Origin of the sequence: Pseudarthrobacter sulfonivorans, from assembly GCF_001484605.1 — a bacterium.
Lineage (GTDB): Bacteria > Actinomycetota > Actinomycetes > Actinomycetales > Micrococcaceae > Arthrobacter > Arthrobacter sulfonivorans_A.
In genome coordinates this window covers 2,308,977-2,333,106 of record NZ_CP013747.1, presented here as the reverse complement: position 1 = coordinate 2,333,106, position 24,130 = coordinate 2,308,977, and the positions used below count along the sequence as shown (strand labels likewise).

The 24,130-nt window shown below is 63.3% G+C and carries 15 protein-coding genes; 6 read left to right on the top strand and 9 right to left on the bottom strand.

Annotated elements, in window-relative coordinates; all coding sequences use genetic code 11:
- Positions 1–21 precede the first annotated feature (21 nt).
- The 7 genes from AU252_RS10425 to AU252_RS10400 form a co-directional block, all read right to left on the bottom strand.
- Positions 22–1,704 (bottom strand): ABC-F family ATP-binding cassette domain-containing protein, encoded by a 1,683-nt coding sequence (locus AU252_RS10425; RefSeq protein WP_058930652.1) that lies wholly within the window; start codon positions 1,702–1,704, stop codon positions 22–24.
- Between the two features lie 100 nt (positions 1,705–1,804).
- Positions 1,805–3,799, bottom strand: a complete 1,995-nt coding sequence (locus AU252_RS10420; RefSeq protein WP_058930651.1) for a penicillin-binding transpeptidase domain-containing protein — start codon at positions 3,797–3,799, stop codon at positions 1,805–1,807.
- A 149-nt stretch (positions 3,800–3,948) separates the two neighbouring features.
- Positions 3,949–5,388 (bottom strand): phytoene desaturase family protein, encoded by a 1,440-nt coding sequence (locus tag AU252_RS10415; RefSeq protein ID WP_058930650.1) that lies wholly within the window; start codon positions 5,386–5,388, stop codon positions 3,949–3,951.
- Positions 5,381–6,847: a glycosyltransferase family 87 protein gene (locus AU252_RS10410; protein ID WP_058930649.1), complete on the bottom strand. Its 1,467-nt coding sequence runs from the start codon at positions 6,845–6,847 to the stop codon at positions 5,381–5,383. The genes AU252_RS10415 and AU252_RS10410 overlap by 8 nt, the downstream gene beginning before the upstream one ends.
- A gap of 61 nt (positions 6,848–6,908) precedes the next feature.
- On the bottom strand, positions 6,909–7,070 hold the full coding sequence (locus AU252_RS24140) for a hypothetical protein (protein ID WP_167349827.1): 162 nt from the start codon (positions 7,068–7,070) through the stop codon (positions 6,909–6,911).
- A gap of 617 nt (positions 7,071–7,687) precedes the next feature.
- A complete protein-coding gene (locus AU252_RS10405) occupies positions 7,688–8,272 on the bottom strand; it encodes a histidine phosphatase family protein (RefSeq protein WP_058930648.1) in 585 nt (194 codons plus the stop codon).
- Positions 8,269–9,777, bottom strand: a complete 1,509-nt coding sequence (locus AU252_RS10400) for a CCA tRNA nucleotidyltransferase (protein ID WP_058930647.1) — start codon at positions 9,775–9,777, stop codon at positions 8,269–8,271. The genes AU252_RS10405 and AU252_RS10400 overlap by 4 nt, the downstream gene beginning before the upstream one ends.
- Positions 9,778–9,984: 207 nt before the next feature.
- Between AU252_RS10400 and AU252_RS10395 the strand changes: the two genes are divergently transcribed.
- From AU252_RS10395 to AU252_RS23855, 6 genes are all read left to right on the top strand, one after another.
- Positions 9,985–10,485: an NUDIX hydrolase gene (locus tag AU252_RS10395; RefSeq protein ID WP_058930646.1), complete on the top strand. Its 501-nt coding sequence runs from the start codon at positions 9,985–9,987 to the stop codon at positions 10,483–10,485.
- A gap of 92 nt (positions 10,486–10,577) precedes the next feature.
- Positions 10,578–12,683, top strand: a complete 2,106-nt coding sequence (gene murJ, locus AU252_RS10390; RefSeq protein WP_058930645.1) for a murein biosynthesis integral membrane protein MurJ — start codon at positions 10,578–10,580, stop codon at positions 12,681–12,683.
- Between the two features lie 181 nt (positions 12,684–12,864).
- Positions 12,865–14,433, top strand: coding sequence for a hypothetical protein (locus tag AU252_RS10385; RefSeq protein ID WP_058930644.1), 1,569 nt, complete (start codon positions 12,865–12,867; stop codon positions 14,431–14,433).
- A 249-nt stretch (positions 14,434–14,682) separates the two neighbouring features.
- Positions 14,683–15,639: a thioredoxin-disulfide reductase gene (gene trxB, locus AU252_RS10380; protein ID WP_058930643.1), complete on the top strand. Its 957-nt coding sequence runs from the start codon at positions 14,683–14,685 to the stop codon at positions 15,637–15,639.
- A 37-nt stretch (positions 15,640–15,676) separates the two neighbouring features.
- Positions 15,677–16,003: a thioredoxin gene (gene trxA, locus AU252_RS10375; protein ID WP_058930642.1), complete on the top strand. Its 327-nt coding sequence runs from the start codon at positions 15,677–15,679 to the stop codon at positions 16,001–16,003.
- A 593-nt stretch (positions 16,004–16,596) separates the two neighbouring features.
- Entirely contained in the window at positions 16,597–16,836 is a 240-nt protein-coding gene (locus tag AU252_RS23855; protein ID WP_157768970.1) for a hypothetical protein, read from the top strand.
- A gap of 4,814 nt (positions 16,837–21,650) precedes the next feature.
- Here the strand turns inward: AU252_RS23855 and AU252_RS10365 are convergent.
- Positions 21,651–22,958, bottom strand: coding sequence for a ParB/RepB/Spo0J family partition protein (locus AU252_RS10365; protein ID WP_058930640.1), 1,308 nt, complete (start codon positions 22,956–22,958; stop codon positions 21,651–21,653).
- A gap of 66 nt (positions 22,959–23,024) precedes the next feature.
- Positions 23,025–24,098, bottom strand: a complete 1,074-nt coding sequence (locus AU252_RS10360; RefSeq protein ID WP_276203744.1) for a ParA family protein — start codon at positions 24,096–24,098, stop codon at positions 23,025–23,027.
- Between the last annotated feature and the right edge of the window lie 32 nt (positions 24,099–24,130).

The window sequence follows — 24,130 nt, the reverse complement described above, 5'->3', positions numbered from 1 at the left end:
CATATGAGCGCCGTCCGATGCTCAGCGGGCGCGCTGAACCCGCTTTTCGTCCCACACGGGCTCGGCGGATTCGTAGACGCGGCCGTCGGAACCGAACACCAAGAACCGGTCGAAGGTGCGGGCGAACCAGCGGTCGTGGGTGACTGCCAAGACGGTTCCCTCGAAATGGTCAATGGCTTTTTCCAGTGCCTCGGCCGAATGAAGGTCCAGGTTGTCCGTGGGCTCATCCAGCAGTAGGAGTGTGGCGCCGGAGAGCTGCAGCAGCAGGATCTGGAACCGTGCCTGCTGGCCGCCGGAGAGGGAGTCGTACTTCTGCTCCGACTGCGACGCCAGGCCGTAACCGTCCAATGCGCCGGCGGCTGCCTCGCGGCCCAGGCCGGACCGGTGCTCGTCGCCGCGGTGCAGGATCTCCAGCAGGGTCTTACCCAGGAGGTCGGGCCGGACGTGGGTCTGGGCGAAGAAACCGGGGCGGATACGGGCGCCGAGTTTCACGGTCCCCTCGTGCGGCACTTCGGCAATATCGACGTCGGACACGGGGACGTGCTCCCGTTCCGGGTCCGTCCCGCCCGTGGCCAGCAGGCGCAGGAAGTGACTCTTGCCGGAGCCGTTGGAGCCGAGCACACCCACGCGGTCCCCGAACCACACCTCGGTGGAGAACGGCTTCATCAGCCCGGTCAGTTCCAGTTTCTCAGCCACAACGGCCCGTTTGGCGGTCCGGCCGCCCTTCAGGCGCATGCGCACGTTCTGCTCGATCGGCAATGCTTCCGGCGGGCCGGCCTCGAGGAACTTGGCCAGGCGCGTCTGGGCGGCCTGGTAGCGGTTGGCCATATCGGAGCGGAATGCCGCCTTGTTCTTGTACATGTTGACGAGTTCTTTGAGCTTCACGTGCTCCTCGTCCCAGCGCTTGCGGAGCTCTTCGAAGCGGGCGTTCCGGTCGGCGCGGGCGTCGACGTAGGAGCCGAAGCCGCCGCCGTGCACCCAGGCACCTGCGCCGTTGATGCCCGGCTCGAGGGTCACGATGCGGCCGGCGGCATTGTTGAGCAGCTCGCGGTCGTGGCTGATGAAGAAGACAGTCTTTTTGGACTCGTTGAGCTTGTCCTCCAGCCAGCGCTTGCCAGGCACATCGAGGTAGTTGTCCGGTTCGTCCAGGAGCAGGAGTTGGTCAGGTCCCGCGAACAGGGCCTCCAGCACCAGCCGCTTCTGCTCGCCGCCGGAAAGGCTCGACGCCGGGCGGTGCTGTGCGCGGTCAAAGGGCAGTCCCAGGGCGGCCATGCAGACCTCGTCCCAGACAGTCTCCACGTCATAACCGCCGGCATCTCCCCAGTCCACGATGGCCTGCGCGTACCGCATCTGGCTGGGCTCGTCGTCGTGCTCCACCATCGCGAGCTCGGCCTCGTCCACCTCCCTGGCCGCGGCGGCCAGGGCCGGCGGAGCGGCGGACACCAGCAGATCTCGGACCGTGGAATCGTCCCGGACCTGGCCCACGAACTGGCGCATGATGCCCATGTTTCCGGAGCGACCGATCACGCCTTCGTCCGGTACGAGGTCGCCGGAAATGATCCGGAAGAGCGTGGTCTTGCCCGTGCCGTTGGGGCCGATCAGGGCGGTTTTGGTACCGTCCGGGACCTTGAAAGTCACGCCGTTGAGCAGCTGCGTGCCATCGGAGAGGAAGTAGTCAATACCGGAAATGTCTATGTGGGCCACGCCAACAATCTTCCCACGCCCGCCCGACCCGGGTTTTTGTCCAGATAATATGCCTTCGAGGCAGTTCTGCGCGCATTATCTGGACAAAAAGTCGGGGGCGCTAGCCGGCGGCGGCGGCGGTCAGGAACTGCTTGAGCAGCGGACCCGACGTGGTGGCTCCGAGTCCGCCGTCCTCGACAAACACGGCCACGGCCAGGTCACCGTGGACGGCCACAATCCAGGCGTGCGTCTTGGGCGGGTTCTCCTTGCCGAACTCCGCCGTGCCGGTCTTGGCGCCCACCGGCGCGCCGGGAACTGTCGTCAGGAAGCCCGCGTGGCCGGACGTGACTACCGCCCGCATCATGTCGGACAGCGCCGCGGCCTCGGCGGCAGTGATGGGCTGGCCGGACGCCTTGGCCGGTGCTTCCGGCGTAACGGTCGACGACGGCGACGCGCCTTCCGCCGTCGTCCCGCCGGAGGTGTCTGCCGCGGCAGCCCCGGCGTCGGGGTTCAGGACCAGCTGCGGTGAGACGGGGGATCCCTTGCCCACGGAACCGGCCATGATGGCCGCTGCCAGCGGGGACAGGAGCACCTTGCCCTGGCCGATCATCGAGGCGGCATGTTCGGTGCCCGCAGCCTCGCCCGGAACGGACCCGAGGAATGCCGCGGCGCCCAGCGCGGGGGCCTCCACCGCCACGCCCATGGCGACGGCGGCAGCCTCCAGCTGGGCCTGCGTGACAGTGTCGCGCGCAGCGATGAACGCCGTGTTGCACGAGTGGGCAAAGGCATCGCGGAGTGCCACGGACCCCAGCGACGTTTCCGGGTAACCTTCCGCGTTCTTGAACGTCCGGCCGTCCACGGTAAGGGTGGGTGTGCATTCCACCTTCGAATCGGGCGTCAGGCCGTTGCGGAGCATGGCAAGCGAATCGACGATCTTGAAGGTTGACCCGGGCGCGTACTGGCCCAGCATGGCGGTGTTGTAGCCGTTGCTTCCCGGGCCTGAGGCCGCGGCGAGAACGGCCCCCGTGGAGGGGCGGAGCGCCACGATGGCCGACGCCGGGCCTACACCGGCAAGGGTGCTCTCGGCGAGTGACTGGAGGTTCGGATCAACGGTGGTTTTCAGTGGCGTGCCCGGGGTCGGGGCCATCTCGAAGACCACCCTGCGGGGATCCGTTCCGGCGGCCTGGATCTGTTCGCGGGTCAGGTCGGCCAGCTGCGCACGGATCACCACGGCGTCGGTGCCGCGGAGTTGCGCGTCGTACTGCTGCTGGAGCCCGCCGATGCCAGTCACGTCGCCGGCGGTCAGGACGCCGCCGGACGCCTCGATCTGCTCGGCCGTGGCCTCGCCGACGGTGCCGAGGACTGCCCTTGCGAACGTGCGGCTGGGTGCCAGCGGCTGGGCTTCCGGGATGGCGCGGGCACCGGGAATGGCCGTGATCTGCGCGTCCGTGACGGTGCGGCCCTCATCACGGAGAGTGATGGCCCGGACGAACGCCTCGGCACCGGAGGCCGCAACCTGTTGGGCGTAGGCGGCGGGATCCACACCCACCAGTTCGGCCAGTTTGGTGGCTGATGCGGCGGCGTCCGCGGATCCCAGTAGCAGTCTGTCGATCCCCACGTTGACCACGGGACGGTACGTGACCAGCTTCGCGTCATCCGCGCCCAGGATGTCGGCGCGTTGCGGCGACTGGGTGCCCTTGCTCAGGATTTCGTTGTCGGCGAGTCCGGGGACCAGGGCTGCCGGGTTCCAGACCGCCAGCCAGTTATCCCCTGACTTCGTGAACTCTGCGGAGACCGTGTATTTCCACTCGCCGGTGCCGATTTTCCAGGTGTAGTCCAGCGGAACGGTTGCAGTGTCGCCGTCCAGGGTGAGCTCGCCGGCCGCCACTGTGGGCTTGTCCGGCTCCAGGGCCTTGAAAACGTCCTGGACCTGTTGTTTGGCCACCCCGGAATCCTTGCCATCAAAGGCGACCGAGCCGACGTCGAGCGTGGAAAGAGCGGACGCAAACTGCTTGGCCGCGCTTTCGGCACCCCCTCTGCCGTCGTCGCAGGCAACCAAGGAGGCGCCGAGGATGAGTCCAGCTATGGCAAGCGATAGTTTCTTTGAGTTCCCCACGGCGCTATTATGCCCCGATTTGGAACGCGCCTGCTGTCACCCATTCCGCGCGAACGGACAGTTGAGGCCCTACCGCTGTGCGCGAAAGGACACTTGAGGACCGCTGTCAGGGGCTTAAGTGTCCTTTCGCGCCGGCATAGAGGCGGGGTTCAGAGGCCGAGCGAAGGGACCCCAAGACCAAACCTGTCTTTCAGGGCATGTTTCGCGGCGAAGAACCCTGGCATGCCCGTTACGCCGGGGCCGGGCGGCGTAGAGGAGGAACAGAGATACACGCCGGGCACGGGCGTCCGCCATGGAACGCGGGAGACGACGGGGCGCTGGATAAGTCCGCGCACATCCATGATGCCGGCACTGAAGTCCCCGCCCACGTAGTTCCGGTTGTAGCTGGCCAGTTCCGCCGCAGTGGTCACCCGGGTCTGCATCACCACATCCCGGAACCCGGGCGCGAAGCGCTCCAGCTGCGCGGTGACGGCCTCGCCCATGTCGCGGGTTGATCCGGCAGGCACATGGCAGTATGCCCACAGGATCTGCCGGCCGGCTGGCGCCCGGCCCGTGTCGAACCGTGATGGCTGGGCCACCAGGACGTAAGGGCGTTCCGGGTGTTTCCCGGCGGATACTTCGTTCTCGGCACGGGCCAGTTCAGCACGCGTGCCGCCGACGTGCACCGTTCCGGCGTCCCCCAGTTCCTTTGCTGCCCACGGAACGGGTCCGGACAGGATGAAGTCCACTTTGCAGGAACCATTCCCATAGCGGAACGCCTCCAGGGCTTGCCGATACTTGGCCGGGAGGCTGTCGCCTGCAATGTTCAGCAGGTCCCGTGGGGCCACGTCCAGCAGAGTGGCCCGCGCGCCGCGGAGTTGTTGGAGGCTCTCGATCGTCGCCCCCGTCCGGATCACCCCGCCGTGGGCACGGATGTCGGCCTCCAGCGCGGCCGCAATGGAGGCCGATCCGCCCAGCGGAATCGGCCAGCCTTGGGCGTGGGCCAGTGCGGTGAGCATGAGCCCGGCGCCTGCAGAGGCCAGCGAGGGCAGCTGCGAAACCGCATGGGCGGCCACGCCGCTGAGCAGCGCAGGCGCAAGGTCCTCGTGGAACCCCGCGTTCCACAGCCGCGATCCCTGCTCCAGTGTCCGCAGCCCGAAAAGCGCCGCCGCCAGGGGATCCCGGGGGATCCTCAGCAGCTGGTGCTGCGTCAGATCCATCACGCCGTCAATGCGGTCAACCAGCGGGCCAAGAAGCCTGCGGTAGGCGTCGCCGTCCCGGCCCAGGCCTTGGACAGTCCGTTCGAGGCTGTGATATCCGAGGGCCGCCCGTCCGCCGTCGAGCGGTGATCCGAACGAAAGCTCCGGGACCACCAGGTCTATCCGGCGGGCCAACTCGAAGTCGCGGAAGAAGGGTGATGCCAGCGCCATGGGGTGCACGGCCGAGCAGATGTCATGGAGGTGCCCCGGCTGCATCAGTTCGGCGGTGCGGGTGCCGCCTCCGATGGTGTCTGCCGCCTCGTGGACTTCGACGGAGAGGCCGGCGCGGGCCATTACGGCGGCTGCAGCCAGCCCGTTGGGTCCGGACCCGACGACGGCGACGTCAGGCATGGTGTTTCGCCCGCCAAGGGAGCACCGCATGCGAGGGATGGCGGGGGCTGAACCGCAACCAGTCCGGGAGTCCGTCGAACGGCCCTCCCTGTGGATCATCGAGGTGATGGCGGCGGACGGGATCGTAGTCCGGATCGTGGATGTCCCATACAACCCGGAACATCAAATATGCCGTTGCAAGCATATGTGCTGCCACGGCCAGGACGTAGTAGGGCATGTCAATATTGTGCTGGGTCGGGCCCTGGCTGGCCACCTGGCCCAGGTACATCCAGACGGCTGCCCAGTGCAGGCCTTCAACGCCCTGCCAAATAAGAAAATCCCGCCACCGCGGCCGGGCCAGCGCCAACAGCGGGATGAGCCACAGGACATGCTGCGGCGAATAGACCTTGCTGGTCAGGACAAAAGCACCCACGATGAGGAATGCCAACTGGGCCAGCCGCGGCCGGCGTGCTGCTGTCAGCGCCACCGCGGCAATCATGGTGCAGGCCAGCAGGAACACGGCCAGCGCCAGCCAGTTGATGGTTGCGGGATCCAGCACCGGCCAGCGCAGCCGCCGGGCCACCAGGTTGTAGGCGAACCATAGGGACCCGTAGCCGGCTTCCCTCGTCTCGGTGAACCTGAAGAAGTACCCCCAGCCGGACGGATTGGCCACCGCAACAGGCACGTTAATGGCCAGCCAGGCCGCTGCGCTGGCGCCCGCAGTGACCAGGAAACCGCGGATCCGCCCGGTCCGCAGGGCCAGCAGGAGGACGGCTCCGAGAACCAGGGCGGCATAGGGCTTCGTCGCTGTGGCGAGGCCAATCAGGGTGCCGGCGAGGACCAGCCTTTCCCGCGAAAAACACAGCATCCCCAGCGCCAACAATGCCACGGCCCACATGTCCCAGTTGATGGTTCCGGCCAGCACGATGCCAGGTGCCAGCGCCACCATGGCCGCATCCCAGGGGCGCCGCTGTGACATCCGGGCCGTAGCCAGCACGGTGACAATCCAGACGGCTGCAACCAGAGTGGCATTAACGTCGAAGTAGCCAAGAATCCGCGCGTCGCTGATGCCCTGGCCCGGGACCATCCAGGCAGTCACCCCGGCAATGAGTCCCATCAGGACCGGGTCTTCAAAGAGAGATCCCGGGCTCAGGACCGGGAACGTGCCGTCCCCCAGGCCGCGGTTGCGGAAGAATTCCGGGAAGTCGGAATAGCACGTGGAATAGAACTGGCCGGGGCTCGCCCAGCCGTTGGCCCGGCAGTAGCCCTTGATGGCGAGGCCGGCCAGCGCCGCCACGACGGTCAAGATGATCAGGACACGTTCCACGGTAAAAACGCCGGGGGAGACGAGGCCGGGCGCCGACCGGGCACCCATCGGCCCGCCGATCAGTTCCGTGAAGTTCTTCAGCAGCAGGTCGCTGCGGCTCGGAACAACCAAGCGGGCGCGCCGTGGGTGCGCCGGTGGCTTCGTCTCCTGCATGTCTGAGAGCTTACCCGGGACGTGCGCTGCCGGACCGTGGACTCCATACTCGGGCCCCGCCTCAGTTCATGCCGCCCATCTGCTGGTGCAACAGGACGAAAACGTCTTCGCGTTGCCGTTCCAGCAGCTGCCCGTTGAATTCCCGGCGCGCATCCCGGACGGGCCGGTCATCCCGGACAGGCTTCCGCAGGAAGAATAGTGCGTTCTTGATTCGTTTGATCATGGTGGTCACCTCCTTTCGGCGTGTAATTGGGCATGACAAATAAAGCCATTTAATGTCGGAGCAATAACGGCATAATTAGGCAGGGAAATGCCCGGTGGTTATGAATTGTTCGCGAATGCGAAGAAGGACCCAGTTGCAGCGGCAGTGCAGGCCCCAACAAAGAAGCTTGAGTTCCGAACTATGGGGATGCTGCGGCGCCGCGCGGACCAGCCCTGAAGCTATGCCGACAGGAGACTTCCAGCAGGCGTCGCCTGAGGCGAGCCACTAGCGCGAGCCATCCGAGAAGGAGGTGGCCTGGATATACCTCATTGCAAGTGACGCCGCCGCGTGGACGGGATCAGTTGCGGGAAGGCTAGGAGGCAGGGACTCCGTTAAGACGGCGCGCAAAAGCATCAGAGGCCGGGTTCGCGGTGATGGTCATCTTCCATCCGCTAGTCAAAGTAATCATTTTTCCCAACCTCCTTTTCCGTTATGCCGCTACCTCGGCTGACTGGCCTGGCAACGCGCGCCGCGACCCCGGCAAAGACGCTCTGGGGTCAGGAATAAAATTACCCTACGAATGCGGCAATGCGCCACTTAATTCGCAAAGTTTTTCAAGAAAGTTTATGAATGCGCCATTAGAGTCCCCAGCGGACAATGGCCGGGGTCCGCTTATCCCAGCCGAGCGTGCAGACTTTCGCGGTTCCCAGGATGAAATGGCGGCCCTCGGCAGGCGGCAGTTCCAGCCAACGCGCGGTGAGGATCCGGGAGAAGTGCCCGTGCGCCACGATCAGAACGTTGTCCAGGCCGGATTCAAGCACGCTGGCCACAATCTTGTCGGCGCGGGCTGCCACTTCGTCCAGGGTCTCGCCGTTGGGCACACCATGGGTCCAGATCAGGTAATCCGGGTTGTCCTTGCGGATCAGGTCCGAACTGATGCCCTCATAGTCGCCGTAGTTCCATTCCACCGCCAGCGGCTCATGCTGCGCGTCAGGGTAACCAGCCAGCTCCGCGGTCCGCCGGGCGCGGCGCAGCGGAGACGTCAGGACCAGGTCGAAGTCCACCTGGTCCAGCACCTTCCGGGCCTCCACGGCCTGCTGCTCGCCTTCCACGGTCAGGGGCAGGTCGGTGAGCCCGGTGTATTGCCCGCTCTTGGACCACTCGGTCTCGCCGTGGCGCAGGATCCAGAGCTGGGGGCGGGGCGCGGTCATCGGGTTATTCATTTGGACTCCTCGTTCGGGGAAAGTTCGACGGCGGCGGGAGACTCTTCTGCTTCCGGAACCGGGGGTGCTGCCTCGGGCTGCTCTGACCACCAGGCGAGCAGCCTCGCTTCGGCGTCGTCCGGTTGCAGCGGTCCGTGTTCCATCCGTTCCTCGAGCAGGAACTTGTAGGCACGGCCCACCACGGGACCAGGTTTGAGGTTCAGGATGGACATGATCTTGGCGCCGTCCAGATCGGGCCGGACCGCGTCCAGGGACTCCTGCTCGCGCAATACGGCGATCCGGTCTTCCAGGTCGTCGTAAGCGAAGGCGAGACGCTCAGCCTTCCGCTGGTTGCGCGTGGTGACGTCCGAGCGGGTCAGCCGGTGCAGCCGCTCCAGCAGCGGGCCAGCATCTGTGACGTAGCGGCGGACGGCCGAGTCGCTCCACCCCGCATCACCGTAACCGTAGAAACGCATGTGCAGCTCCACCAGCCGGGCCACCGCCTTAATAGTGTCGTTGTCGAAGCGGAGGGTCTTCATCCGCTTGGCCGTGAGCTTGGATCCCACCATGTCGTGGTGGCGGAAGCTGACCGCGCCGCCCGGTTCGAAACGCCGCGTAGCCGGCTTGCCGACGTCGTGCATCAGCGCTGCGAACCGCAGCACAAAATCGGGGGCCGGCACGGCGCCGTCGGCATCCGTTTCCAGGGCGGCGGCCTGTTCCAAAACCTGAAGGGAGTGCTGGTAGACGTCCTTGTGGCGGTGGTGCTCGTCGGATTCCAGCCGGAGCGCGGACACTTCAGGCAGCACAAACTCGGCGAGGCCGGTGTCCACCAGCAGGTCCACACCGACCCGGGGGTTCGCACCGCAGATGAGCTTGACCAACTCATCACGGACCCGTTCAGCCGAGATGATCTTGATCCGCTCGGCCATCTGGGTCATGGCCAGCCGCACGTCATCGTGCACGGAAATACCCAGCTGCGATGCGAACCGGGCGGCGCGCATCATTCGGAGGGGATCATCGGAGAAGGAGGCCTCGGGTGAACCGGGCGTCGCCAGGACAGAGGCGCTGAGGTCCCGGACGCCGCCGAACGGATCAATAAGTTCAAGGGAGGGCAGCCGCAGCGCCATGGCGTTGATGGTGAAGTCGCGGCGCAGGAGATCGTCCGTGAGTGACGTGCCGAATGCCACCGCGGGTTTGCGCGACTCCGGATCGTAGGCCTCGGCGCGGTAAGTGGTGATCTCGATCTGGAAGCCGGCTTTCCGCATGCCGATCGTCCCGAACGCACGGCCGATCTCCCAGAAGTTGTCCGCCCATTTCTTGATCAGGGCAACTGTCTGGTCCGGGCTGGCGTCGGTTGTGAAGTCCAGATCCGGCGACGTGCGTCCCAGGAAAAGATCCCTTACCGGACCGCCCACCAGGGACAGCTCGTGGCCGGCGTCGACAAAGCGCTGCCCGAGCTCCAGGACCACCGGGTCCACCTGGAAATCGACGGTGTTGGAATCAATCTTGTGATGTGCGTGCGCCATAGTTACTTAAGCTTGTCAGAAACCTGCGGCTTGGCAGGCCAAAATCTCCTCAAGATCGCTCCTATTCGCCTGCAGCCCCTCAAAGTGCGTCATACGCAGTCCACTTTGATGTCATGTTCCGGTCATCATGATCGGACAAGAGTCGTTAGAGTGGACTCCATGGCCCATCCCGTACCGAGCGCTCCCGGCAGGAGGACAAACGCACCGTTGCCGTCGGCAATTGGTGCCCACGTCGCGCCTGTCTTGCACTCGGCCCCGGCCTCGCTGCCTACGGTGGAGGAAATTTCCGCCGGCGGCGTTGTGGTGGACACGTCCGACGGCGAACTAAGGGTTGCCATCATCGCCCGCCTTAACAGGGGCGGACGGCTGGAGTGGTGCCTGCCCAAGGGCCATCCTGAAGGCAAAGAAGACAACGAGCAGGCAGCAGTCCGCGAGATTGCCGAGGAAACTGGCATCGAGGGCGACATCCTGGCGCCGCTGGGCAGCATCGACTACTGGTTCACTGTCAGCGGGCACCGCGTGCACAAGACCGTGCACCACTATCTGCTGCGCGCCACCGGCGGCGAACTCACTATCGAAAACGATCCGGACCACGAAGCCGTGGACGTCGCCTGGGTCCCCATCAAGGAACTCGCACGGAAGCTTTCGTTCCCCAATGAGCGCCGCATCGCGGATCTGGCCCGGGACGTCCTGCCCGAACACCTTTAAGGCTGCGTCCGCCGGAGCCGCATGTATGCCTGCTCCGGCATACAGCCTGTCCGTTGCGATACAAACAGCATCCGGGTGAGACGATGAACTCGATGTCAGCTACCAATCCCCCCTCCGATAAACCAGGCCGCGCCGCCCCGAGCGAAACCTCGAGTGAAACCCGGTCCAGCGCCATTATGGCTGCAGGCACCCTGGTATCCCGGTTCCTGGGCTTCGGCAAAACGTGGATGCTGGGAGCTGCCCTGGGGCTGAGCTCCACTGTCAACGACACGTTCATCAACGCCAACAACCTGCCCAACCTGATCTTCCTGCTGGTGGCAGGCGGCGTGTTCAACGCCGTGCTTGTCCCGCAGATCATCAAGGCCAGCAAGGCGCCGGACAGGGGAGCGGACTACATCAGCCGGCTGCTGACGCTCGCTGTACTCCTGCTGCTGGGCCTCACCGCCCTGGTCACGCTGGCGGCGCCCCTGATCATCGACCTGACCACGCAGGGATATTCGCCCCAGCAAAAATCGCTGGCCATCGCGTTCGCCTTCTGGTGCCTGCCGCAGATCTTCTTCTACGGCCTCTACGCCCTCCTCACGCAGGTACTCAACGCCAACGGCGCCTTCGGCCCGGCCATGTGGGCGCCCATCCTGAACAACCTCGTGGCCATCGGCGGCCTGGGGATGTTCATCTGGATTTACGGCGCCAACGAGATCAATTCGCACACCCTGGACAACTGGGGTCCCTCGCAGACGCTCTTTGTGGCGGGCTTCTCCACAATCGGCGTGGTGGCCCAGACGGCCATCCTGCTCATTCCGGTCTTCCGGCTGAAACTGGGCCTCCGTCCCCGGTTCGGCTGGCGCGGCGTGGGACTGGGGCAGGCAGCAAAACTGAGCGTATGGACGCTGCTGACCGCCGCCGTCGGGCAGCTTGCCTTCCTCTACGTCATGCGGATCGCCACCATCCCCGGCGCCGAACGCCTCCGCCTCGAACAGGCGGGGGACCCCGCCGCCGACTTCCTGCCCGGAAACGCCGTGCTGGAAGTGGCCAGCCAGCTTTATCTGCTGCCGCACTCGATCATTGCGTTGTCCCTGGCGACGGTCCTTTTCAACCGGATGACCCGTGCCTCGCAGGACGGCAACAAGGCCGAGCTGCGTGACGCGCTGTCCCATGGCCTCCGCACCATGGCCGTGGCCACTGTTTTTGGCGCCCTTGCCCTGTTCGCGCTGGCAGGGCCGCTGGGCATGTTCTTCTCCGGCGGGGAAAAGCAGGACGGCGTGATGCTGGCGCAGACGTTGACCATCCTTGCCCTGAGCACCCCGTTCATGAGTGCCAACTTCATGATGTCCCGGGTGTTTTATGCCAACGAGGACGCGCGGACGCCCTTCTACATCCAGCTCCTCCTGGCAGTTGTTTATGTGGCCGGCGCCTTCGCCATCCAGTTCCTGCCCGTGGGCCAGGTCATCTACGCGATCGCCATCCTCTACATGATCGGCAACATCCTCTCCGTGGTGATCAGCGCCTTCTTCCTGCGCCGGCTCCTGGGCCACCTCGACGGGCCGCGGATCGCCAACTCGTATATCCGGATGGGTTATGCGGCGCTCGGTTCTGCGATCGCGGGCGCCGGGGCCCTGTGGCTGATGGGCAGCTACAGCGCCGGCGGCTTCGCCTGGAAGGACCGGCTCGCCGCCCTGGTGACCGTTATCGTCGTCGGACCCATCATGCTGGTTGCCTATGTCTTCCTGCTGAAGGTCTTCCACGTCGCCGAACTCCGGGACCTCATGCGCCCCCTGTTGGGACGGCTGGGACGCGGCACGGGACCGTCCGGCGGCGGGGGAACGCCGTCGTCGGCTGCGGGTGCCGACGTTTCCGGAACGGAACGTCCGACGCCGGAACGCGCCACGGTCGCGGTGGACACCGGCCTGATTCCCCGGATTTCCGGCGAATTCGACGCCGCCTCCTTCCGCGCAGGACCCGTACCGGAACAACAGGCAGCGCCTACGGCGCCAGCTGACGGCGCACAAGGGGAAACTGAAGCAGTGGCTAACGGAGGCACTGAAACCGCCGCGGGATACCTTCCCGCAGAGGACGTGCCCGGCACAGCGCGGGGCGGGCTGCTGCGCGACGAGATTCCCCTTCCCGGCCGGCGCACGTTCCAGGGCCAGGCCGGACAGAACCCCCATTTCAGGCCCCGCCGGCCTCGAAAAAAGTGATCTTCTCGCGGTTTTTGGTTGCCTGTCGGCCACGGCGGCCATAGCCGATCGGCTAGGATCGACAGTGAACAGGGGTAGTTGCAGGCAAGCGCAGACCGGCTCGCCGGCTGGCTTTTGGCCGGTTTCTGACCGGCGGTGGCATCATCTACGCCGGCATTCCCGGACAGTCTAGGAGGAACACGTGTCCCACCCGATCGACGTTGGATCAGTACTCGGCGGCCGCTACAAGGTCACAGCCACGGTATTGACCTCACACGACCAGGATCTGGTGCTGGACGGGGTGGACCAGGTTCTCAACCGACCGGTCAGCATTCTGGTCGCCGGCCCGGACAACACCGAACAGGTGGCCCAGAGCGCCCGCGAGGTGGCTACCGGTGAGCGCCCGGGCAACGTCCAGGTCCTGGACCTTGGGGTCACTGAGGCCACCACGTACCTCATCACCAACCACACGTCCGCGGCAGACCTGTTGGACCTCGTGGTTGCCTCCGACGCGCCTTACGTCGAGCCGTTCTTCACGGATACCCTGGGCAGCGAAATTTTCGGCCAGGTGCGTTCACACGAACCGGAACCGTACGACGACGAAGAGAACGTCGACGCCGGATATATCAACTATTCGGACAACCACCACAGCCAGGTTGACCCACGCCGGTCGGCCGCACCGGTTGCTCCACCGCTTGTACCCCCGGTTGTTCCGGCCCGTCCGCCGCTCCGCCCGGCGGTCCGTCCGGCGTCGGGGCCTGCCAAGGCCGGAGCCGTTGGAGCAGGGGCCGCCGCTGCTGGCGCCACTGCCGCACATCAGCACGTCACTGCGCCGCAACCGGTGCAGGCTGCGGAGAACCGGCCAGTTTCCGGACCGGCCGAGCCCAAGGCAGGTGCGGGATCCGATTCGCCCAAGGTCTCCCTGTGGTCTGAGGACGACTATTCCAACGGCTCCCAGGACGCAGCCTACGACGAACCCGTGATCTCCCGAGCGCCGGAACGCTCCGATCGCGCCGCGGGCGCCGCGGGCGCCTTCCCGTCGCTTGCCCGGAAAGTGTCTCCGGCGGCCGCAGTACCGCCTTCCGGCGGGACGGATGACTATTACGATGACGACGAGCCCGAGCGTGAGCCCCGCTCGATGCGCTGGCTGGTGGGCGGGCTGCTTGCCGTGGTGCTGATTGCCGGGCTGGTCTTTGCGGTCACCAACCTGGGCAGTCTATTCAAAACGGGTCCTCAGGCGGCCCCATCCTCCACGTCGACGGGCTCCACCCAGCCAAACACCGGGTCGCCTTCACCCAACCCGAGCTCCGCAGCGCCGGCGGCACCGCCTGCCATCGACAGCATCACCCGCCAGGGGGATTTTGACTTCGCAGGCACCTACGACGTGGATCTTGTGAAGGCTTTTGACGGCAACGCAGCCAGCTACTGGTCAGACATGGAATTTGCCACCGAGGGCTGGGGCGGCCTCGCAACCGATGGCGTGCCCTTGTTCGTCAAGCTGAAGAATCCGGCGAAGGTTTCATCCATCACCCTGACTCAGCTCGGAGCCTCGGGCGGCAATCTCAGTGTCTTCACCAATGACCGGCCGTCACTGGACGGAGCCAAACTGGTGGGGACCAACAGCTTCACGTCAACAGATCTGACCATGCCACTGGCCGAGCCGGTGGAGGCACAGTACGTGATCGTGTCCATCAAGACGCTTCCCAAGCTGGCTGCCCCGAAGACCCGCTATGGCTTTGGCATCCGCCTGGCGGAGATCAAGATCCAGTAGGACCACACCTGCGTCGTTCCCGTTGAGCCGCGGCTGTTCTGCCCGGAGCATTGCTCCGCAGTAACAGACGCGGCTCAGCTGTTTTCAGACGGTAATCTGGTAGGGCGTCCCGTCCACGTGACGGGGTTATGGCCGCTGATGGTTCCTCCGTTCGCGCGGCGCCCGGAATATTCACCACCTAGATTCAGTTGTGCCATGTGGCCGGCCGCAAAAGCCGGCGCATCGACTAAGGAAGAGGTTCACCGTTCAGTGAGCAACGCAGAAAACACCGCGTCCGAAGTACGTGATGTCATCATCGTCGGCTCGGGCCCGGCCGGGTACACGGCCGCTGTCTACACGGCGCGCGCCAACCTGAAGCCCTTGCTTCTGGCCGGATCAGTTACCGCCGGCGGCGAACTGATGAACACCACCGACGTCGAAAACTACCCTGGCTTCCCCGAAGGGATCATGGGGCCGGACCTCATGGAGAACTTCGAGAAGCAGGCAGCCCGGTTCGGAACGGAAATCCAGTTCGAGGACGTCACAGCACTGGACCTCGACGGCGACATTAAGACTGTCACCATCGGTACCGGCGAGACCTTCCGTGCGCGGGCGATCATCCTGTCCACCGGATCCGCTTACCGTGAGCTGGGCCTCCCGAACGAAAAGCGCCTCTCCGGCCACGGCGTCAGCTGGTGTGCAACCTGCGATGGTTTCTTTTTCAAGGACCAGGACATTGCGGTCATCGGCGGAGGAGACTCGGCCATGGAAGAAGCCCTCTTCCTGACCAAGTTCGCCAAGTCCGTCACCGTTGTGCACCGCCGCGACACACTCAAAGCTTCCAAGATCATGGCGGACCGTGCCCTGGCCCACGACAAGATTTCGTTCATCTGGAACAGTTCCGTTGACGACGTCATCGGAGCGGACAAAGTCACCGGGCTCAAGATCAAGAACCTGCAGGACGGCACCGTGTCCGACCTCGCCGTCACCGGCGTCTTCGTCGCCATCGGAAACGACCCCCGCACCGACCTGGTCAAGGACTCCCTGGAGATGACGGCGGCCGGTACCATCGCCGTCGAGGGCCGGAGTTCCAAGACCAGCATCCCTGGCGTCTTCGCCGCCGGCGATGTCGTTGATCCCACCTACCGTCAGGCAATCACGGCCTCCGGTTCCGGATGTGTTGCCGCGATCGACGTGGAACACTACCTCGCAGACCTTCACGCGTAATCTCGCGTACCCGCCGTTCGAAGAGAGAGACAAGGTTATGAGCAACGCTAAAGACGTAACAGATGCAAGTTTTGCTGCGGACGTACTGTCCGCCGACAAGCCGGTAATTGTGGACTTCTGGGCTGAATGGTGCGGCCCCTGCCGCAAGCTGGGACCCATCCTCGACGAGATCTCGGTGGAATACAGCGAGAAAGTTAATGTCGTCAAGCTCAACGTCGACGACAACCCCGCCATCGCCGCCGAGTACGGAATCACGTCCATCCCCGCCGTTTACCTCTTCCAGGACGGCCAGGTGAAGAGCACTGTTATCGGCGCAAGGCCGAAGCAGTTCTTCGAAAAGGAATTTGCGGACGTCCTGTCCTAATCAGGTAGGGGACTTCTGTCCCATATGACCAGTGACACCGGCCTGTGGCCACTGCTTCCATGAAGCGGTGGCCACGCGTCTTTAAGACCGAGCCCGTCGACGCACAAGCACATTGCATCAACCTTCATTTGTTTCTTAACTTCAGTGATTGCTCAGAGTCGCTTCTGGAGACCCAGTGCAGGGATTGAGGGTCTTACCTATGAGGGCTAGTGGGCTGCAAATTCCAGTCAGACGTCCCCGCCGCCATCCTGGAGTTCGCCTTTCCGGATTCGGATTCTTGTTTCACGTGAAACATTGGCGATCGAGATGCAGAGCCTCGTACGTCTGGCCTCGCGCCCGTGAGGGAAAGCGTACGACAATGCGAGACACTTCGCAGGATGTACGGTCTTCGTTGGCTTCGGCCGCCGGGCCGCGGCAAGAAGGCATAGGTTCGCCGACAGTAGACAAGGTGTTTCCAGATTCCAGCTCGCTACGGGACTTCTAATGCCCGCCTACGCGAACCCGAGTGCTCTGTTTCACGTGAAACATTGGCGCTCGAGAGACATGGACTCACGTGAAACATCGACGATTCGTCAAGCCAAGCCGCGTACGGCGTGGCCACGCTCGCCGGACGGGCAAAAACTTCTTCGGCGTCGGTGCATGCTGATCCTTACATCCGAGTGCCCTTGCCGCACGACAATGCCGCAGCGATTCAGTTCGACATACTTGAATTCAGTTCGACTCACGACGGTAAGCAATCAACCCAGGATCCCACTTTCGCGACGATCATACTCTGCGCACTGATGCGTACCCCGCGCTTTGTTTCACGTGAAACACTGCCCAAGCCTGCATGAGTCTGCTCCCTCCAGCTCGTACTGGCCTGCCCGACGGCAACTCGAGCCAGGCCTCATGGATCGGGTTCACGCGATGAAGCACGTAATGCGTCCCGTCCATTCCCTGAGGAGAATAGCCGCGGCGCACTCAGACATTGGATCGAACTCTGAGCAGCGAATGCCAATTGGATTAGGTGGCTTAGTGGCCTTCACGCCCCTTTTCACCTCGCGGGGGACAACATGGAACCGGAGCATCGGACTACCGTAAGCACCCTGACCAGGCCAGCGTTCCAGTCTCGCTGGGCGTCCATGGTCTGAATCAAACTCCGATTCTCCCAGTTGACGCCTAGAAGATCGGGTGACGCCTTAGAAGATCGGGGTTCCAAGGGTTGGTCAGAGTCAACGCCGGTGGTCGGGGGAGACGGCGTGCGTCGGGAGAGACGGCGCTGGTCGGAGGAATCCAAGGAACGCCGGCGACGCCAGGTGACTGATATAACGCTAGGATCCGAGCAATTGGAATAGATCCCCGACAGCAAATCGCTCTGGCCCCTCGTAAATGACTGCTAGGTCAGAAATGCGCCCAAGCCTCATCGCCAAACCGCAGCATGTCGGTAATCTGCCACGACGGTATCCAGTTCAGTGGCAGCCTGACCAGTTGCCACAGTTCAGTCTTGTCCACCGCATGTCGACGACACGGCAGCGGGCAACTCAAGATTTCAGCGGCCCCCGGGAGCACACTCACACAGCGCTGGGACCCGCCAGCACCGACAAGTTGCCTGCGGACGAATTCGGGACCGTGGGCCTGGAGACTCACAAAGCCCGTCCGCCGATACCTCCAGCCTCGGATGGTGATTCGGGAACCGCACGGAGAGGCCCCGCGTCGCGCATTCGGCCTGTGCTCGCCGCTGGTGGGTCCATTCGGGATCATCGTCGTATTGTGCGAGGTGTCCATTGATGCCGATGGCCCGAAGACGAAGCACATGCGGAGATTGTCCAGGCCCGATATTGGCCCCGACCGCACCCAACGACGGTCTCGACACACACCTGTTGCGGCCTCATCCCTTGACAACGCCGTGCTCGTCTCAGCGGGGCCATACCAGGAGACGGGCCATACCAGGAGACCTCCTGGGCGCCATGGGCCGGGCCGGCAAAGACGGCACGAGGACACGGATCTTATTCCGGGCCGGATTGTTTCACGTGAAACAGTCCGTCCCCGGCGACGGCTTCGTGGATGGCAAGAGCTCGAGCGTACTGTTTCACGTGAAACGAACTGACCGAAAACTCCGTCCAAGCCTTCCCGGAATGGGATGCTAAGGACGCCGGCTTCGCATGTACTGGATGCTATCCCCTGAGGCCAACTGCGAGATGGCCGCAACCCCACGTCAAGCTCGTTGCGCCACGACCGACAATACGTACACACCCGGACCACCCGTACACAGCCCAGGCACACGAGGCATATTCTCCTCACCGCAGGTATTCTCTGCACTGCCAAGCCCCAATCTTGCCACAGGGCCCTATGCACGCTTGCGTGACGGTTGAGCCCTCGCCCAAGCCCTGCTGTCTACTGCGCCAGTGGGGGATCGACAGCCTGACCCTGGACTGGAGGAAGGTGATCTCCGTGTATCTGCCCGTGGCCCAACTAGGACCCGTGGCTTCGCCGCCACGCACATCTCTGTTGGCAAGATCGCTACGGCTGCCGTCCAGTCGGCGAAGGACGGTACCAGAGCACCCTTGCTCGATCATCAGCCAAGGACGGTACCAGAGCCGCCTGCTCGGTCGTCAACATGTCAGTCCGCACTGCAGATCCCGACCGGAGCGACACGCCTCCGCATGTGCCGATAGGATGCTCGTCTGAGCAAGGCACCAGGCACCGGCCGCGAACGCCTGCTAGGCCAGGTCATGAATCAGCTGGCCAATGCCGACTTTCCTGTTCGAACGGCGGCGCCCTAGGTGCCCGACCAACTCCACCCCAAAGACCTAGAGCAGGTGACAAATGTCAGCGGATGACGGAATCGTATCCATCCGAAGTGTGACTGTTCGGTTCGACTGGAGGGTTCCATCGCGTTGATGTCCACCGACTTCGAAGTTATCCCCAAATGTTATCCACACCGATATCCACAGGCTTATCCACCGGCCTGCAAATCGTGGATGCAGTACCCCTAGTGCCGTTCTTTAGATCAGCCGATACCCTCAAGCCGGCGTTGCTCCCAGGACAACTACCACGGACGAAGCGCATGCTCACGTAGGACTGGAAATATCGCCGGAAATCCAACTATTGAAGTCGCTTTCCGTCCCAAAAGAGAGTCAGGATCGGCCTTGGTAATGTTTCACGTGAAACGGGACTGCAGACGCTAAGCAATGCTCGTGCGGACCGCGCGTTGCAGGATCCGCTGGTGTGGGCCAAATCTCTTCGTGATGCCTGCCACCAAGCAATCTATCCACAAAGTTATCCACAGCGATATCCACCGCGATATCCACCGGGCAGTTCACACCTATGGGCCCAAGGCTGTCTTGGTTCCATCTGTTGTTGTGGCAAGTTTGCCGCACACGATGATGAAGAGTGGGCCGAGGAATCATAATCTTTCGGGCATTCTCTTTCCCGTAAACCAGGCTGCCGTCCGCCTGGCAAGCTGATTCACCTTCCGCCGGGCCATGATCAGACGTGGTTGCACGTGTGGTCGCTTCCCGATCGGCTCCGAACCTTTCCGAACAGTCCGGTCTGTCTCGATCTGCTGCACAGCAAGAGGACTCGGCTTCGACCAATTCCTTGTCCTCCCGGACACTCCAAGACTGGGCCTATTCTGTGCATCCCGCGGTCACGTCCTAGAGGGGCGAAGCCAAGTCACGGAGCTGGTCCAGGGACGCACTATGGCGAGCTACTCAGCGACATGCTGTGACGTCTTGGAGTGTCGCAGTCCCTGCCCAATGGTGGTTCCGGATGCGGCAGTTGGCGACCCTATTGGCCAAGCCAGGGGATCGAGGCGCCCTCCTGAGACTCGTATGTATCAAGGCGCCCTCCTGAGACTCGTATGTATCAAGGCGCCCTCCTGAGACTCGTATGTATCAAGGCGCCCTCCTGAGACTCGTGTGTATCGAGGCACCCTGCAGATTCGATTCCGTCGACTTCCCATCTCCACAGAAGACTGTTTGACGAAAGGCCCCGGGGGCGAGGTCGTACCTGCCTGCCTGCCTGCCTGCCTGCCTGCCTGCCTGCCTCAGCCGATGCTACCTATGCGCCGGCGTGCGGCCAGCAGCCCGACCCTAGCCCGATCATTCTGAGGTGCCTCGGTCTCGGGCATCGACACTGGCTGCCAGCTCAAGGGTCCTCGGATGTGCCAGGAAGCTATCCGTTCAGGCTAACGGCCCGGCGGATGGAACTCAGGCGTCAGGGTTGGGCCACGGCGGACGGATAAGCTTGACTCATGCCATGGCTCTCCACTGGATACGAACCCTCCGGACGGTTTGCCAAGGTCCCCGAGACATAGGCGGGCATGCGCTGGGTCAGCATGTTGTCGCCAGTCGCGGGCCGTCACTGCCGGCGGGGGATTGGGGGCGGCATCATCCTCAAGGCGTGAAGAGGACATCGTAGGCTCTATGCCGTCAACTCCCAAGGTCTGTGAATTGTCTCTGTTCCCACGGCGATCGAGATGGGAGGGCGCCTGGGCTGCATGTTTACAATCTGCGTCGCAGCCCGCTTGCCGACGCCGTGAGGGCGTCGGGTGTCGGGGCCATGGAGAGATGCCGGGCACAGTGCGCTGGACTCGTCACGATGTTTCACGTGAAACCATTTGGAGAACGACTGGGCGCAGGCCGCGTTTGCTCAGCAATCCCGGCTATCCTCACGAAGCTTGATGACCTGCTTCTGTTGGAGTGGTTCTGCCCGGCTTTGGCTGCGGACGAAGCCCCCCGGATGCTGCAAACCGAATTCACTTCACCGCAGCCGCAGCCGCAGATCAGGTGGCGCGCTGGCGACATCACGCGCCGAGAGCTTTAGACCATACCAACTTCATGTTTGTTCTCGATGGCACAGTCGCCTACATCCGGCACCTACCCTGTTGATGTTTCACGTGAAACAGCAACCGCGAGGCGACTTCCCATCTGAACCAGACGTTGCCGAACCCGGATGTTGCCGAACCAGATTGAAGGTCAGAATACTATCTGGCGACAGCTCCGGGGGAGACGTCCACCCTGGCGCATCCCCGTAGTCAACGAGCCAGCCGCAGGCTGAGACCAGCACCTGCACGCGTACGTGCGCTGCGCACCAGCTCCCTGGCACAGACCGGGGCAAGAGCATCGAACACGGTGTTCCCGCCGCTTGGCAGGATGAGCACAGCACCGACTGATTGGAAATTATGCGAATCGACGCAATCTTCACTACTTCGGAGCAATGGAACCCATTGGGTGCGCAACATCACGAGTCGCATCGAGGTGTCCAGCGATCCGTCGAATCCTCCACTCCTGCCTGATCGCCGTCTCGAGAGTTCGCGGCACCGCCATCCCCATCGCTCTCAGTGCCCACCTCCAGTGCGTCAGCAAACCCGAAGCCACAGAAGTCCACCGCTGCCGCGGGGACACAAGCAGAGACGCCAGTCGTTAGAGGAGTCCAGTCTTTAAGGGAGTCCAAGGCAGCAGACAGTGCCAAACTCGCGTCCACAACGGAACTATTCCACCGGGCCCAGAATGGTACGCCACGCGAACCGCGGGCTCGATCCCGGGGCGCGTCACAACAACGATGTCCACGCCAGTATTAGCTCCGGAGTGCAAAGATGGCGTCGATACAGACGAAAGAAGGGCCTGTTTCACGTGAAACAGGCCCTTTCTTTGAACAGAGAACGCTAGTTCTCAGATCCTGGCGCAAGAACTTCCATGATGCGGTTCAGGTCTTCAACACTGGCGAATTCAATGCTGACACGCCCCTTGCGGACACCCAGGGAAATCTTGACGTTGGTGTCTAAACGGTCTGACAACGAGGATGCCAGATAGTCCAGGCGCTCATGGCGGGCTCCCGGACGAGGGATGTTGTTCTTGGCAGGCTTCGCAGGATCCTGATAGAGAGTGACGGCCTCTTCGGTTGCCCGAACAGACATGCCTTCAGCCACGATCTTCTGGGCGAGGCGTTCCATGGCTGCCGCATCCGGCAGGGCGAGCAGCGCGCGCGCGTGGCCAGCGGAAATAACGCTGGCCGCCACACGACGCTGAACCAGGGGCGGAAGTTTGAGGAGACGCAGCGTGTTCGAAACCTGCGGACGTGAACGGCCAATGCGGTCCGCAAGTTGCTCGTGAGTGGTTCCGAAGTCTTCAAGCAGCTGCTGGTAGGCCGCTGCCTCTTCGAGCGGGTTCAACTGGCTGCGATGCAGGTTCTCCAGCAGTGCATCCCTGAGGAGGTCATCATCAGTAGTGTCCCGGACGATGGCAGGGATGGTCGCCATCCCGGCCGCCTGTACTGCCCTCCAGCGACGCTCACCCATCACCAGCTCATACGGTTCTCCACCTTCTTCGGTTGAAGTACGAACCACAATTGGCTGGAGGACGCCGATTTCGCGGACGGAGTGGATGAGCTCCGCCATGTCATCGTCATCGAAGACTGAGCGGGGCTGCTTACGGTTCGGATGGATGTCGGTGACCGGAATCTCGGCAAAACGCACGCCCGGGACTTCCACGAGGTCAACACCGTTATCCGGCATGCTGCTCTGGGATTCAGGCGCCTCGGACACAGACTCGCTAGTCGCGTCTTCACCTGGCGTGGGCGAACCGTCCACCGTCGATGTAGCTGCACCGCCCTTTACAGGAGCTTTCGCAGGAGCCTTGGCGGGAGCTTTTGCGGCCGGCAGCTTGTCTGCTGCCTTGGCCGGCGGATTCGCAGGGGAGGCCGTTCTCGGCGCGGCTGCTTCCTTCGTTACCGAAGCGTCGTTGGCCTGAGCCGGCGCAACCGACTCGGAAGCAACCGACTCGGAAGATGAAGCATCTGAAGCTGCCCCACCATTCCCTGAAGCGTCGTCAGGGGACGCGACTTTCTTACGGCCTTCAGGGAAGAAGAGATCCACAGGCCGCGACACAGCGCCGCCGTTGCCCGATGCACTACCGGCGGAACTTGGAATGAGTGCGCCAAGACCGCGGCCTAGGCCACGTCGCTTTTCGCTCATGGATAAATCCCTCCGATGGAAGAGCCAGACCTTGCCGGACTCCGGTTGTTGCAGTTCTTGAAGATTCTAGCGTTCAGCGATTTCGGCTGCGGCTTCCAGGTAAGACAGGGCTCCACTGGAGGAAGGATCGTACGTCATGACGGTTTGCTGGTAGCTCGGAGCTTCTGAAATCCGCACGGAGCGGGGGACTACAGCACCAAGGACCTGCTCGGGGAAGTGGAGGCGAACTTCCGCTGCCACCTGGGCTGCAAGATTGGTCCGTCCGTCATACATCGTGAGGAGAATAGTGGAGACCACCAGATCCTCATTCAGGTGCTTCTGGATCATCTCAATGTTCTTGAGGAGCTGACTGAGGCCTTCCAGTGCATAGTACTCACACTGGATGGGGATAAGGACCTCACCGGCAGCACAGAAGGCATTAACCGTGAGCAACCCGAGGCTGGGCGGGCAGTCAATGAAGATGTAATCGAGGCGTTCTTCGCCGTTCTTTGCCCGGGTCTTGGCATAGACATCGATCGCCCGGCGGAGCCGCTGTTCACGGGCCACAAGCGAAACAAGCTCAATCTCCGCGCCCGCCAGGTGAATGGTGGCAGGAGCACAGATCAGGTTGCTGATGTCCGGGCAGGGGGCCACGACGTCAGCAAGAGGGAAATCGTTGATGAGGACGTCGTAGATGCTGTCCACATCGGCATGGTGCTCGACGCCGAGGGCGGTGGAGGCGTTGCCCTGGGGATCGATGTCAATGACCAGGACGTTCAGGCCGGCTGCGGCCAGGGCAGCAGCGATGTTCACGGTGGTGGTGGTCTTGCCCACGCCGCCTTTTTGGTTGGACACCGTGAAGATACGGGTCTTCTCCGGCTTGGGAAGTTTCCGGCCAACCAGCCGTTCGCGGCGCCTGGTCTCGTGCGCGAGTTCCCGGGCGATAGGACTGGAATCGTCCATGGTGTCCATGACGTTGATCCTGCCACCCGTTGTTGTTTCACGTGAAACAGAGGCAAGAATTGCCATTTCCGCAACCGGATTAGGGTGACTTTCCCCTCGTCCGGGCGCGGAACCCATGCCCATGCCAGCAACTGATCGTGCTGACCCCAAAGACACAAACGGGGGTATCCGTTGTGTGGAGGCTTCGCTACTGGTCACTGGGACACACTCACTCTCGTTCGGCTTTTGCT

Bases quoted from the DNA above. Each gene is read 5' to 3' on its own strand.
- AU252_RS10415 (WP_058930650.1), bottom strand. From the start codon at position 5,388: ATGCCTGACGTCGCCGTCGTCGGGTCCGGACCCAACGGGCTGGCTGCA.
- AU252_RS10410 (WP_058930649.1), bottom strand. From the start codon at position 6,847: ATGCAGGAGACGAAGCCACCGGCGCACCCACGGCGCGCCCGCTTGGTT.
- AU252_RS24140 (WP_167349827.1), bottom strand. From the start codon at position 7,070: ATGATCAAACGAATCAAGAACGCACTATTCTTCCTGCGGAAGCCTGTC.
- AU252_RS10405 (WP_058930648.1), bottom strand. From the start codon at position 8,272: ATGAATAACCCGATGACCGCGCCCCGCCCCCAGCTCTGGATCCTGCGC.
- AU252_RS10400 (WP_058930647.1), bottom strand. From the start codon at position 9,777: ATGGCGCACGCACATCACAAGATTGATTCCAACACCGTCGATTTCCAG.
- murJ (WP_058930645.1), top strand. From the start codon at position 10,578: ATGTCAGCTACCAATCCCCCCTCCGATAAACCAGGCCGCGCCGCCCCG.
- trxA (WP_058930642.1), top strand. From the start codon at position 15,677: ATGAGCAACGCTAAAGACGTAACAGATGCAAGTTTTGCTGCGGACGTA.
- AU252_RS10365 (WP_058930640.1), bottom strand. From the start codon at position 22,958: ATGAGCGAAAAGCGACGTGGCCTAGGCCGCGGTCTTGGCGCACTCATT.